Origin of the sequence: Micromonospora sp. LOL_013 (genome assembly GCF_048060315.1) — a bacterium.
In the GTDB taxonomy this organism is placed as follows: Bacteria; Actinomycetota; Actinomycetes; order Mycobacteriales; family Micromonosporaceae; genus Micromonospora_E.
In genome coordinates this window covers 60,085-73,122 of record NZ_JBHMIQ010000015.1, presented here as the reverse complement: position 1 = coordinate 73,122, position 13,038 = coordinate 60,085, and the positions used below count along the sequence as shown (strand labels likewise).

Genomic DNA, 13,038 nt, shown 5'->3' with positions numbered 1-13,038 from the left:
CGGCGAACGGACAGCGGCCTGCGCCGAGCGGTACGGTGGCGCAGGCCGTGCAGTCAGTCGCTCAGGGCTTCGTCGAGGCTGGTCTCGGGTGGGCCGGGCAGCGCCGGATCCCGGCCCACCAGCACGTCGTACGCGGCCTTGACCGCGGCGAACCGCTCCCGGAACGCGCCCCAGCGCCAGGCGCGCTCGAAGCGGCGCACCGAATCGTCGCCGACGCCGACCGCGTCTACCCCGACCCGCCGGCAGACCGTGACCGCCCGCTCGATGTGGAAGCTCTGCGTCACCACGATTGCCCGCTCCACGCCGAAGACACGGTGCGCCCGCAGACACGAGTCGTAGGTGTCCAGTCCGGCATGGTCCTGCACGATCCGATCCGCCGGCACGCCCCGGTCGATCAGCCAACGCCGCATCGCGCCCGGCTCGTCGTAGTCCCACTCCCGGTGGTCGCCGGAGACCAGCACCGCCCGGACCAGGTCGGCTTCGACCAGCCGCCGGGCCACCTCCAGCCGACCGGCCAGGAACTCCGACGGCGTACCGTCCGGCCGGACCTGCGCCCCGAGGACCAAGGCGACCGGCGCGGCCGGCACGCTGGCCAGCTCGTAGACGTGCTCGGCCGCCGACGCCCGGACCCAGTATCCGCTGCCGGTGACCAGCAGCGCGACCGCGACCGCCGCAACGACGCAGAGGGTCAGTTTGCGGCGCAGCCACCGGGTTCGACGGGACGGATGAGCCAGGGCGTCGTCCATGCCGTAATTATGGTCGACGGGCACATCGCGCCCGGCTACTGGACACCGGCCGCGACAGGAAAGAGTGTGGAGCGCATGGTCATCGAGCTGGGCCTGGCCCGCCACCCCGAATCACCACCGTCGCCGCCGGCCGGCCGGCGGTGGTGGCGGTCGCCGCAGCGGACACGGCTGGCCGCCGGCCGGGCGCGTCCGCTCGCCGCCGTCGTCGGCCTGGCGCTGCTGGCCGGCCTGGCCGGCGCGGCCCCGCCGAGCGGCCCACTGCTCGTCCAGGTCGCCAGTCATCAGGTGAAGGCCCGCGACATCGTGCTCGCCGGGGACCGGCTGCTGGTCACCTCGGCCGCCGCGCAGGGCTCGGCGACCACCTGGCAGCTGTCCGCGTACGGCGTACCGGACGGCGCGCTGCAGTGGACGGTGCCGTTCGACGCGGCGAGTTGGCGGCTACGCCAGGTACGGCGGATCGGTGACGTGGTGCTGGTCGACCCGAGGTCCGGCCCTGGCACCGGGTCCACGGTGGTCCTGGACGCGCAGACCGGGCAGACCCGGTGGGTGGCACCGGACGGGCTGGTGCTGACCGACGACGGGCGTACCGCGTTGATTGACGAGCCGGACGACGCCGGCGCCACCTCGTCGACGCTGCGGGCGGTCGACGTGGCGACCGGCGACGAGCTGTGGCGGGCCGACCTGGCCGTGCCGACCGAGGTGCTGGCCGGGTCCGCCGGGCAGGCGCTGCTGGTCGGCACCGACGGCTGGGCGCAGGTACGCGACGGGCGCGACGGCACGGTGCTGCGTACCGCCGATCTGGGTGAGGTGTCCCGGCCGGACAGCATGGCCGGCGCGCTGCTGCTGCGCCAGTGGCGCGGCGGTGAGCTGGGGGTCACCGGCTTCGACCCGACGACGTTGCGGCAGCTGTGGCACCGGCCGGTGCGTTACGGACCGGGCCGGATCACCGGTTGCGGCGAGCTGATCTGCTTCCCGGACGACACCCGGATCGAGGCGGTCGACCCGCGGACCGGCCGCACGGTCTGGCGGGTGCCGGCCGACCTGGTGGTCGACTTCGGCAGCTACCTGGTGGCGTACAGCGTGTCGGCCGACGGCGGGTCCGGCGCCGCAGCAGACGGCGATGGTCGTGGATATCCCGCGGCGGCGGCGGCGGACGCCAGCGCCGACGCGGGTTCGGGCAGCGGGCGGATCATCGACCCGGGGACCGGGCGGACCCTGCTGCCGTTGAGCGCCTGGGAGACCGAGTTGGAGGGGCGCGGCGACGCCACGTTCGTCGGCTACCGGCAGCCGACCGAGACCGGACCGGCCTGGCTCGCGGTGCTGTCGCCGGCCGGCCCGGAGACGGTGCGCATGATCGGTAGCGTTCCCGGACCGGTCGGCGGCTGTGTCGGCGACCGCGGCACGATCGTCTGCCGGCTGGGTGCCGACGCAATCAGCATCTGGCACTACGAGTTCTGACCCGACCCGACCCGGCTCGGTCGGGCCGGGCCGGGCCGGATGGTCGTTCAGGAAGCGGCGTCGACCTTGTCGGCGGCTTCGGCGAGTGCGGCGACGTACTCGTCGAGGCCCCAGGTGACCGACAACGCGGTGGGCGGCGACACCGAGGCGATGAACTCGGCACCGACCAGTGAGGCGACCGCCCCGGACTGGATCTGCGGCATGGTCTGCGCGGCCTGCGAGGACAGGAACGCGTCCTGTTCCTCCTGGCTGGTGGCGAATGACACCAGCACATCCGAGGTGAGCTGGTCGAGCTGCTCGTAGCTCATGGTGAAGTAGAATGTCGACTCGTCGGTGCCGAGGTCGTTGACGCTGGGCGCGCCGGTCATCCCAAGGTCGAGGGCGAACTCGACCCGCGGGTCGGCCTCCTTGTAGACGTAGAAGGTGCCGGCGGAGTCCCAGACCATGGCGACGCTCTTGCCGGCCAACTGCGGGTTCTCCGCAGCTTTGGCGGCGATCTGCGCGTCGATGTCGTCCAGCAGCGTCTGCGCCTCGTCGCTCTTGCCGAGCGCGGTGCCCACGGTGGTGATCAGGTCACGCCACGGGGTGGCCCACGCCTCACCCGGGTAGGCGACCGTCGGCGCGATCTGGCTGAGCAGGTCGTACTGTTCCTGATCGATACCGGAGTAGACGGCGAGGATCAGGTCCGGGTCGGCGGCGGCGATCTCGTCGAAGGGCGGCTCCTGGGCGTCCGGCAGTACGGCGGGCACCTCGGCGCCGGTCTCGTCGAGCTTCTCGGCGATCCACGGCAGTACGCCGTTGGCGTCACCGCCGTAGCTCTGGAACGGGATGGCCACCGGCACCACGTCGAGCGCGATAGCGGCGTCGGCGCTGCCCCAGCCCCAGGCGACCACCCGGGTCGGGGTGTCTTCGATGGTGGTCTCGCCGAGGGCGTGCTCGATGGTCACTGGGAAGCCGGCCGAGCTGCCACCACCGGTCGCTGCGTCGTCGGTGCTGGAATCGTCACCGGAACCGCACGCGGCCAGGCCGATGGTGAGGGCGAGTGGGGTGGCGAAAAGGACGCGGCTGAGTCTTTTGCTGATCACTGTCTCTCCTACGAGCGCGGGTCGTCCGCGAAGGTCAGCACATGCAACCACGGTTTAGTTAGGTTTGGCTAGCCTATGTAATTCTGGTTACCGAGCCGTGATTCCGGCCAGCGGTGGCGAGCAACCACAGCAGGTACGGCCCGCCGATCACCGCGGTGACGATGCCGACCGGGGTCTTGATGTTGCCGGGCAGCAGGTGCTGGGCGACCAGGTCCGCCCCGGTCACCACGAGTACGCCGATCAGGGCCGCCGGTAGCAGCACCGGGGCCCCGGAGCGCATCATCCGCCGGGCGATCGGCATGGCGACGAACGCCACGAACGCGATCGGCCCGGTCACTGCGGTCGCCACCGCGGCGAGGGCCACCGCGATCGCCAGCAGACTGATCCGGCTGCGTTCCAGCCGCACCCCCAGGCCGGTCGCGGTGTCGTCGCCGAACTGCAGCAGCCCGAGTGCCGGACGCAACGCCAGCAGCACCGGGGTCAACACGCCGAGCAGCGTCGCCAGGACGGCGATCTCCGGCCAGCGGGCGCTGCCCAGGCTGCCGACCATCCACGACAACGCCGTCTGCGCCTCGCGCACCTCTCCCCGGGTCAGCAGGTAGCCGAGGACACCGTGCGCCATGAACGCGGCGGCGATGCCGACCAGCACGAAGCGGTACCCGGTCAGCCCGTCTCGCCAGGAGAGCAGGTACACGGCGGTCGCCGTTCCGGCCGCGCCGACGAACGCGGCGACCGACACGCCGAGGCTGCCGGCACCGAGCGTGACTAGTGCGAACACTGCGGCGGCGCTGGCCCCGCCGGTGACGCCGATGATGTCCGGGCTGGCCAGCGGGTTGCGCAACAGGGTCTGGAAGATGCCGCCGGCCAGGCCGAACGCGGCGCCGGCCAAAATCCCGGCGACCAGTCGGGGCAGCCGCAGACTGAGGATGATGAAGTCGTCGCGGCCGCTGCCCTGCCCGATCAAGGTGCGGAGCACCCCGTCCAACGAGATCTGGTAGGCGCCGAGACTGAGGCTGAGCAGGGCAAAGATCGCGACGACCCCGGCCAACCCGGCCAGCACGACGGTGGCCCGGCGGCGGCGGCGACGCCGCAACCGGCTCAGCGTGGGAAGCCCGAGATCGGCGGTACGGTCGGCGGCGTACCGGTCGGCGTTGCTCCGGTCGGGATCGCGGGTATCGGTGCCGGTCATACGCTGGCCAATCGAGAGCGGCGGACCAGGGCGATCAGCACCGGTGCGCCGAGGAACGCCACGACCAGGCCGGCCTCGACCTCGCCGGGCGGCGCGATCAGCCGACCGAGCACGTCGGACGCGACCAGCAGGGCGGCACCGAGCACCGCGCTGTAGGCGAGAATCCACCGGTAGTCCGGCCCGGTCACCCAACGGGCGGCGTGCGGCACGACCAGCCCGACGAAGACGATCGGTCCGGTGAGCGCCGTCGCCGAGCCGCAGAGCAGCACGGTCGCGGTCATGATGACCGCCCGGTCCCGAACCACGTGCTGGCCGAGCCCGTGGGCGACGTCGTCGCCGAGGCTGAGCGCGTTGAGCACCCGGCCGGAGACCAGCGCCAGCAGGGTGCCGACTGCGATGAACAGCAGCACCGTACGGGCGGTGTCGAGGTCCCGCCCGACCAGCGAGCCGACCTGCCAGAACCGGTAGCGTTCCAGGGTCTGCAGGTTGGTCAGCAGCACCAGGGTGATCAGCGAGGTGAGCACGGCGGTGAGCGCCGAGCCGGCGATGGCGAGTTTCACCGGGGTCGCGCCGTCGCCGCCCATCGACCCGATGCCGTAGACGAGCAGCGCGGCGAGGGTCGCCCCGCCGAACGCAAACCAGATGTAGCCGGCGGTGGTGCCGATGCCGAGCCAGGTGATCGCGACGACGACGGCAAGTGACGCGCCAGCATTGATGCCGAGCAGGCCGGGGTCGGCGATCGGGTTTCGGGTCAATCCCTGCATGAGCCCGCCGGACAAGCCGAGCGCGAGACCGGCGAGCAGCCCGATCACGGTCCGGGGCAGCCGCAGGTCCCAGATGACGACGTGGTCGTTGACCGCCGGGTCGCGGTCGACCAGCGCCTCGACCACCACCGGCAGCGCGATGTCACGGGATCCGAGGGCGAGGCTGGCGAAGACGGTCAGGGCCAGCAGCAGTACGGCGACGAGCAGCCCACCAAGCCGCCGACCTATCGTGAACGTCCGACCACCCTGGGTCACATTTCGTCCGGCACGCTCACCCCGACCGGCCCGGAGTGAGGTAAGCATCGCCTAAGTATGCAGGGAAAGCTCCACCGGCTCATCGGCGGGCAGGTCCACCACCCTCGCACCGTACGGGCTGCGGACCGTCACCTGTTGGCTGACCGCCGAGCGGAGCCGGACCCCTAGCGTCGTGGCGTCCCAGGTCAGCTCCTCGACAGTGACCCGGCCCCGGCAGGTCACCCCGCGCAGCGTGCCGCCGGGCAGCTCGCCCGGCCACGCCGGCAGCAGGTGCAGCGACCCCGGGCACGAATCGACCAGCATCTCGATCAGGACGCCAGGCAACGTGTGCACGGCGTCGGCGTTGTAGGTCTGCAGACCCGGGTTGTGGGCGCTCATCAACGACCGGAAGAACATGTCCGCGCAGAGAATGTTCCGCAGGTTGGCGACGGCCAGGTCGGCGTCGCGCAACCGGGCGGCGACCAACGCCCGGTGCAGGCTGCCGTGGGCGGACAGGTTCTCGTCGCCGCGCACCGCCAAGGCCCGGCGGGCCGCGCGGGCCAGTTCCGGGGTGCGGTCCAGGGTGATCTCGCGCAGCGGCCAGACCGGGTAGAGGTGGCTGATATGCCGGTGGTCGTCATCGGCGCGGTAACCGGGCCAGGCCCACTCGGCCAGCGCGCCCCGCTCGTCCACCAGATACCCGGGCAACCGCGCAATCAGGTCGGCCCACCGGGACGTACCGGTCAAGCCGCCCGCGACCCGCATCGCATGGCGGGCGACGGCGATGTCCATGGTGGCGTTCACCGCCAGGTAGACCGGCTCGCCCTGCTCGTCCAGCGGACCGGTCTCGGCGGAGAACGACGGCACGATGACGTACCGGCCGTCGTCGCCTACCCGGGTCAGAAAATCCTCGAAGAACTCGGCCGCCTCAACCAGCCAGCCGGCCACCTCCCCCAACGGCTCCCCGGTGACCAGGTGGTGCTCCCAGAGCGGGTACAGCAGCCAGTGCGCGCCGGGCAGCCAGGCCGGCCAGGGCCACTCGTCACAGAAGTGGAACAGATGCCCGTGCTCGCCGTCGGTACGCCCCGGCGCGAGCAGGCCACGGCCGCCGTACACCGATCGCGCGTTGCGTCGCCAGTGGTCGACCTGGCCGGCGACCAACCGTCGGTGCGCTGCGGTCACCTCCGGCAACGCGCCGATGTTCGCCCCGGCCAACTGCAGGTTCAGGTTGGCGTCGGTGGTGAAGTCGCCAGCCCAGGCCGCGTCCCAGGAACCTAGCCAGAGCCCGGTCAGCCGGGGTGGCAGCACCCCGCTGGAGCTGATCAGCAGGTATCGGCCGGCGTGGAACAACCGTTCCAGCAGCGTGGGGAGCAGCCGCTCGTCGGCGACGCGCTGGGCGTCGAGCAGCTCACCGATCGGACGATGCCGGTCGGCCTCGTCGATCCGCAACCGCAGCTCGACCCGCTGGTACATCGGCCGGTGCAGGGCGACGTGCCGGGCCAGCAGCCGCTGGTAGTCGGCGTCCGGCTGCTGACCGGCCAGCCCGGCGAGTCGCGCGTGCAGCGCCTCGGTGCCCCAGCCGGGCGCGTCGTAGCGGTCGAGCGCGGTCAGCACCAGCGCGTCCCCGCCAATCAGGATCCGGTCGCCGGCGATCTCGGTATCGCCGGTCACCAGGGCCAGTCCTTCGAAGCCGTACGCCCCGAGGCCGGCCGGATAGCTGCCCCGGACCCGCAGGAACGCGTGCCCGTCGCGCCGGTAGGCGGTGATGTCGTAGGTGACGTCGGCCGGCCGGCCGGGCAGGTCGCCGGTCGCGCCGAGCAGGCATGGGCCGGCATCCAGCCGGACCACGGCGACCCGGTCCGCGCGGGAGACGAAGGCTTGCCGGGTGCGGTCGCCGGCCCACCGCACGGTGATCTCGCCGGTGGTGAAGTCCGTGGTACGCAGGTAGTCGGCGGGCAGCGGCGCCGGTTCGCCGACCCGACCAACCGGCGCGTCGACGGTCAGCGCGTAGCCGGGGTGGAACGACTGGGTCCACTCCAGCTGCCGGCCGTCGGCGAGCAGCCGGCCGGCCTCGGCCCGTCGGCCGGCCAGGACAAGGTCCCGGATCTGCTCGATGGCCCCGGCCAGCTCCGGTGGCCGCAGGTCGCGGGTGCCGTTGGGTAGCACGAACCGGTGATGGTCGACCACGATCCGCTCGGCGGTTGGATCGCCGTGCACCATCAGCCCGTACTCGCCGTTGCCGGTGAGGAAGGCGTCTTCCCAGCGCGCCGCGGGCGCCGTGTCGTCGATCCGGTGCATTTGATCGACCTTAGTCAAGGTCTTCAGCCGTACGCGAGGGTCAGCTTCGCGTACAGGTCCTCCAGCACGAACCGGGAGTCTATGCGGTGATAGACCCGGATTGTCCGCGAGTGATCCTGCCGTTGCTGATAACTCAGATCGGGCAGGACGATCGGCGCCGGAACCTGACGGTGATCCATCCAGTGCTCGTCCAGCAGCACCCCGACGGCGGGGGAGTCGCCGAGGACCCACGACTCCCCCGCCGGCCAGTTCGCATTGTCACCCATCGCGTCGTTGAGTTCGACGAGTTGCCGGAACAGGTACGCACCGACCGGCCCACGCGGCGCCACCCGGACCGCGAGTTCGCTGAGACCGACCCGCATCATGCCGTACGCCGCGTTGGGGATCTGCCACAGCTCCACCTCGGAGTCGAACACCTCGTTGGCGGCGTCGACGTCGTTGCCCAGGTTGAACTCGGCACCACCGTCCGGGTACGGGCCACCGCCGATCCAGACGGCGGTCAACCGCCCGGCGATCCTCGGCTCGACCCGCAGCGCGGCGGCGAGATCGGTCAGCGGCCCGAGAAAGGCCACGAACAGCGGCAGTGGATCGTCGCGCATGGCTTCGGCGACGATCAGGTCGACCCCGGGTGCTCCGCCGACCGCGTCCCGCAGCGGACGGCTGACCCCAGCGGTTACCGGCGGCGGAGCCGGCAGTCGCATCAGCTCCAGCAGGTGGTGGATCTCGGCGACGCTGGCGGCAGCGGTGTCCAGGCCGTTTCGGACGCCGAAGTGCGCGCCGACCAGCCCGCGCATGTCGAACCGGGGGGTGAGCAGTGCGTGCACGATCGCGTACTGGTCGTCGGCCTCATTGCGCGCGTCGCTGTCGACCACCAGCCGGATCCGCTTGGACCGCGGCACGGTGAGTGGATGTCGCCGAGAGTCCATCTGGACATAGTGTCAGCCGGCGGCCCAGACCGTAACCCGGTCGGGGCAGCCGTTGTGGACGGAACGGGGCAGAGGAGATCAGGTGCGTTCGAGGCGAAGTCAGCCGCTACGAGGCTTGGGGCTGGGGGCGGCGCTGACGACGGCACCGACGGAGTGTGCGGTCAGGTCGGGCTGACCACGGCCGTACCAGACCAGCGTGATCAACCACGAGATCGGCCACTTCCTGGGCTTCGATCACATGGGCTGTGCCGGCCCGGGGCAGTTGGCTCCGGTGATGGGCCTGCAGACCACTGATCTGGACGGTTGCCGGCCCAACCCGTACCCGTTCGACGAGGAGGGCCGGTTCGTCAGCAGCCCATGGCAGCCGTCCTGACCGTCACGTGTCCCGGCCGTCACCGGCCGCCGACCCGCAGCGGCTCGGCCCGGTCGGTTGGCCGGTGCGGCTCACGCAGCTCGGTACGGGCCAGCGCGGGCAGGCCGTGCCGGCGGCGGGCAGCCATCCAGCCGAGTGACCCGGCGACAACGACGGCGGCGAGGGCAATCAGCAGCGGAATGTCCGGCACGCCGAGCAATTTCATCGCACTGGCCAGCAGGACCAGGGTCAACGCCCGACGGACCAGGCCGCCGGGTGCCCGCGACGACAGCTGTGCGCCGAGCCACGCTCCGGGTACCGCCCCGAGCAGCAGCGAGGTGGTCAGGTCGAGGCGGAAGTCGCCGAACAGCAGGTGCCCGACGGCGGCCGCGATCACCAGCGGCACCGCCTGCACCAGGTCGGTGCCGACCAGGAAGGCGGGCCGCAGCAGCGGGTAGAGCATCAGCAACGCGATGATGATCAGCGAACCGGAGCCGACGCTGGTCATCCCGACGATCAGACCGCCGACGGCACCGATCAGCACGGTCGGCAGCGGCCGGGCCCGCAGCGGCGGCTCGGCCGGCGCGGTGTCGCTGCCGGGCAGGCCGGCGGTGCCGGTCCGGCGGCGGGCGGCGTGCTCGGCCATCCGGGTGTAGGTGCGGAAGACCAGGCCGGCGGCGGCCAGCACCAGCGCCACCCCGAGCGCCACCTTGATGCCCTGCTGCAGTCGCTCGCCGTCGCCGAGTGAGCGCAGCAGCAGGACGCCGGCGAACGCGCTCGGCACGCTGCCCAGGCAGAGCCAGCCGACCAGCGACCAGTGCACGGTCCGCCGCCGGATGTGCACCAGCCCGCCGACCGGTTTCATCACCGCGCTGACCACCAGGTCGCTGGAGACGGCGGCGAGCGGCGGTACGCCGAAGAAGATCACCAGCATCGGGGTCATCAGCGCCCCGCCGCCCATGCCGGTCAGCCCGACGATGATTCCGATGCCGCAACCGGCCAGCACCAATACCCAGTCCACCCTGTCGAGGGTGCCGGACCGGACCGGCAATGTCTAGCATGTCGATCGGATTTACCAGGTCGATAGGTGAACCGGATCCGGGCAGTTCGCGGTCAGCGGCCGGCCGGCAGCGCGTTCGCGGCCACCACCCGCCGGTACCAGTGCGCGCTCTCCTTCCAGGTGCGCCGCATCGTCTGCCGGTCGACGTGCACGATGCCGAACGTCTTGCCGTACCCGTGCGCCCACTCGAAGTTGTCCATCAGCGACCACACGAAGTACCCGCGCACGTCGGCGCCGCCGTCGATCGCCTCGGCCACCGCGGTCAGGTGCCGGTGCAGGTAGTCGACCCGGCGCGGGTCACGGACCCGGCCGTCGTCGTCGAGCACGTCGTCGAACGCCGCCCCGTTCTCGGTGATCATCATCGGCAGCCCCGGGTAGTCGCGGTGCAGCCGCAGCAGCAGCTCGGTCAGCCCGGTCTCGTCGATGTTCCAGCCCATCTGGGTGTACGGGCCGGGCTGGGTGACGAACTCGACATCGGTGACGCCGATCCACGGCGAGGCCGCCCCGTCGGCGTGCCCGTCGGCGGTCGACCGCGGCGACACCCCGTCCCACTGGCGGACCAGCACCGGGTTGTAGTAGTTCACCCCGAGCAGGTCCAGCGGGGCGTGCGCGGCCGCCTCGTCGCCGTCGCGCACGAACGACCAGTCGGTCACCGCGGCGGTGTCGTCGATCAGGTCCCGTGGGTACGCCCCGCCCAGCATCGGCCCGAGGAAAGCCCGGTTGGCCAGCGCGTCGATCCGGCGGACCGCCTCGGCGTCGCCGGGCGACTCACCCCGCACGTGGTGCAGGTTCAACGTCACGCTCACCCGGGCCGCCGGGTCGATGCTCGCCCGCAGCGCGCGTACCGCCAGACCGTGCCCGAGGTTGAGGTGGTGCACGGCGGCGAGCGCGGCGGCCGGCTCGGTACGCGCCGGGGCGTGCACCCCGGAGCCGTAGCCCAGGTACGCCGAGCACCACGGCTCGTTGAGGGTGATCCAGGTGTGCACCCGGTCGCCGAACACCTCCCCCATCCGGCCGGCGTAGTCGGCGAACCGCTCGGCGGTGTCCCGGTGCGGCCAGCCGCCGGCGTCCTCCAGCTCCTGCGGCAGGTCCCAGTGGTAGAGGGTGGCGACCGGTGCGATCCCCCGGGCCCGCAGCCCGTCGACCAGCGCCGAGTAGAAGTCCACGCCCCGCTGGTTGAGCTGGCTGCCGCCGCCCGGCAGCACCCGGGACCAGGAGATCGAGAACCGGTAGGCGCCGACGCCGAGCTCGGCGAGGATGTCGAGGTCCTCCTCCAGTCGGTGGTAGTGGTCGCAGGCCACGTCACCGGTGTCGCCGTTGGTGACCAGACCGGGGGTGTGCGCGAAGGTGTCCCAGATGGAGGGCGTCCGGCCGTCTACCGCAGCGGCCCCCTCGACCTGGTACGACGCGGTCGCCGTACCCCAGAGGAAGTTGCCGGGGAAGACCGGGCCGGACGGTGATGATACGGGCATGTCGGGATTCTCCTTACGCGCTGAGCACGATCTCGATCTGGCTGGTGCCCGGGTCGGCGGTGACCCGGACGCCCGCCTCGGTGGCCTCCGGGGCAGGGCCCGTACCGGACACCCACGTCGGCTACGCCGCACGATCAACAGGCTCCAGCATGCCTGCTGGTCGCCGATTCGATGCGGCCGGACCCGGCGATGGACCCGGCCGGCCGGTGAGCGCCGCAGCTAGTGGCCACCGGTAGCCTGGGCTGACCCGACACCTTTGCTTATATAAGTCATCACGGATAGGTTCGACCGGTGCACGCGTTCGACGTCCTCGGCGACCCGGTCCGCCGCCGGATCCTGGAGCTACTCGCCGACGGCGAGCGCTCCGCCGGTGACCTCGGCGCGGTCGTCCAGGCCGAGTTCGGCATCTCCCAGCCGGCGGTGTCGCAGCATCTGCGGGTGCTGCGGGACAACGGATTCACCACCGTACGCGCCGTCGGCACCCGACGGCTGTATGCCGTGGATGTCGCACCGCTGCGGGAGATCGACGAATGGATCGGCCGCTACCGGCACTTCTGGGCTCAGCGGCTCGACGCCCTCGCCACCGAGCTGGTCCGGGGGCGCCGGGATCAGCGCCGAGAACCACAGCAGAACGGCACCGACGCCGACCATCGGCGGTAAATCACCCCGAACTTGGGTACGCCTTGCGCCGTGACCTTCGGAGCCTGGCTGGCGCACGTGCGAGGCGGTCGGCTGCTGCACCCGCGCGGCTGCTCGTTCACCGGCGCGGTCCAGCTCTGGGGACCACTCGCCGAATGGTTCCTGCCGGCGGGGCGCTGGCCGGCCGTCATCCGCTTCTCCCGGGGCACCCCGACCCCGCCCGGCTGGCCGGACATTCTCGGCCTTGCGGTCCGCGTCCACGCCCCGGACCGCCCGGTCGACCTGCTGGTGTCCAGTGCCGGCCGAGCACCGGTACTGCGTCACCTGCCACTACTCCGGCGCGATTTCGCCACCACGTACGGCAGCATCCTGTCATTGCGGCACGGTCGGCACCGGATCTACCTGGCCGTGTCTCCGGCCACCCCGGGCCGCCTCGGCGGCGCGGTCGAGCAGCTAGCCGATGCCGCCGCCCGTCGCCCGATCGTGCTGCGGCTGGCGGCGGCCACCGGCACCGGCCACTGGCGGACGTTCGGTCGGATCGACGTCGGCGAGCCACTGCCGTCCGCTGTCGACGCCGCGCTCGCCTTCGATCCGACCGGTCACCCTCCGCTGCGGCTGCGTACCGGCGGGCTGATCCAACGGCTCCGTACGGTCACCTATGCCGCCTCCCGGCGCGCCCGGGGCGCCCGCACCGACGACAATCCGATTGCCGCCACCGGTCAGCGGCCTTTAGCGTGAACGGCACCGTGACGACCGAGGAGCCACCGATGCGAGCGCTGGCGAGATTCGCCACCACCCGACGCGGCTGAGCCGCG

Annotated in this window: 12 protein-coding genes; 4 read left to right on the top strand and 8 right to left on the bottom strand. The window is 71.8% G+C overall.

Annotated features, from left to right (window positions below):
• Window positions 1–53: 53 nt before the first annotated feature.
• A complete protein-coding gene (locus ACFHWS_RS12250; protein ID WP_416555343.1) occupies window positions 54–746 on the bottom strand; it encodes a SanA/YdcF family protein in 693 nt (230 codons plus the stop codon).
• A gap of 75 nt (window positions 747–821) precedes the next feature.
• Between ACFHWS_RS12250 and ACFHWS_RS12245 the strand changes: the two genes are divergently transcribed.
• On the top strand, window positions 822–2,204 hold the full coding sequence (locus tag ACFHWS_RS12245; RefSeq protein WP_416568232.1) for a PQQ-binding-like beta-propeller repeat protein: 1,383 nt from the start codon (window positions 822–824) through the stop codon (window positions 2,202–2,204).
• 47 nt (window positions 2,205–2,251) lie between these two features.
• Here the strand turns inward: ACFHWS_RS12245 and ACFHWS_RS12240 are convergent, their stop codons facing one another.
• The 5 genes from ACFHWS_RS12240 to ACFHWS_RS12220 all read right to left on the bottom strand — a co-directional run bounded on the left by ACFHWS_RS12240 (window position 2,252) and on the right by ACFHWS_RS12220 (window position 8,700).
• A complete protein-coding gene (locus ACFHWS_RS12240) occupies window positions 2,252–3,289 on the bottom strand; it encodes an iron-siderophore ABC transporter substrate-binding protein (RefSeq protein ID WP_416568206.1) in 1,038 nt (345 codons plus the stop codon).
• 73 nt (window positions 3,290–3,362) lie between these two features.
• Entirely contained in the window at window positions 3,363–4,478 is a 1,116-nt protein-coding gene (locus tag ACFHWS_RS12235) for a FecCD family ABC transporter permease (protein WP_416568205.1), read from the bottom strand.
• Window positions 4,475–5,545: a FecCD family ABC transporter permease gene (locus tag ACFHWS_RS12230; protein ID WP_416555337.1), complete on the bottom strand. Its 1,071-nt coding sequence runs from the start codon at window positions 5,543–5,545 to the stop codon at window positions 4,475–4,477. The genes ACFHWS_RS12235 and ACFHWS_RS12230 overlap by 4 nt, the downstream gene beginning before the upstream one ends.
• 3 nt (window positions 5,546–5,548) lie before the next feature.
• On the bottom strand, window positions 5,549–7,774 hold the full coding sequence (locus ACFHWS_RS12225) for a glycosyl hydrolase family 95 catalytic domain-containing protein (protein WP_416568204.1): 2,226 nt from the start codon (window positions 7,772–7,774) through the stop codon (window positions 5,549–5,551).
• Window positions 7,775–7,797: 23 nt separating this feature from the next.
• Window positions 7,798–8,700, bottom strand: a complete 903-nt coding sequence (locus tag ACFHWS_RS12220; protein ID WP_416555333.1) for a nucleoside hydrolase — start codon at window positions 8,698–8,700, stop codon at window positions 7,798–7,800.
• Between the two features lie 196 nt (window positions 8,701–8,896).
• Here ACFHWS_RS12220 and ACFHWS_RS12215 point away from each other — a divergent pair, with 196 nt between their 5' ends.
• Entirely contained in the window at window positions 8,897–9,073 is a 177-nt protein-coding gene (locus tag ACFHWS_RS12215; RefSeq protein ID WP_416555331.1) for a DUF3152 domain-containing protein, read from the top strand.
• 19 nt (window positions 9,074–9,092) lie between these two features.
• Here ACFHWS_RS12215 and ACFHWS_RS12210 read toward each other — a convergent pair whose 3' ends face one another.
• Window positions 9,093–10,073 carry a sulfite exporter TauE/SafE family protein gene (locus ACFHWS_RS12210; protein WP_416555329.1) on the bottom strand — a complete coding sequence of 327 codons (981 nt, stop codon included), beginning with the start codon at window positions 10,071–10,073 and terminating at the stop codon, window positions 9,093–9,095.
• A gap of 92 nt (window positions 10,074–10,165) precedes the next feature.
• Complete coding sequence (locus ACFHWS_RS12205; RefSeq protein WP_416555327.1) at window positions 10,166–11,584, bottom strand: GH1 family beta-glucosidase; 1,419 nt, start codon at window positions 11,582–11,584, stop codon at window positions 10,166–10,168.
• Between the two features lie 291 nt (window positions 11,585–11,875).
• Between ACFHWS_RS12205 and ACFHWS_RS12200 the strand changes: the two genes are divergently transcribed.
• Together ACFHWS_RS12200 and ACFHWS_RS12195 are read left to right on the top strand one after the other, a co-directional pair.
• Window positions 11,876–12,244, top strand: coding sequence for an ArsR/SmtB family transcription factor (locus ACFHWS_RS12200; RefSeq protein WP_416555325.1), 369 nt, complete (start codon window positions 11,876–11,878; stop codon window positions 12,242–12,244).
• A 30-nt stretch (window positions 12,245–12,274) separates the two neighbouring features.
• Window positions 12,275–12,961: a phosphodiesterase gene (locus ACFHWS_RS12195; RefSeq protein WP_416555323.1), complete on the top strand. Its 687-nt coding sequence runs from the start codon at window positions 12,275–12,277 to the stop codon at window positions 12,959–12,961.
• Window positions 12,962–13,038 lie beyond the last annotated feature (77 nt).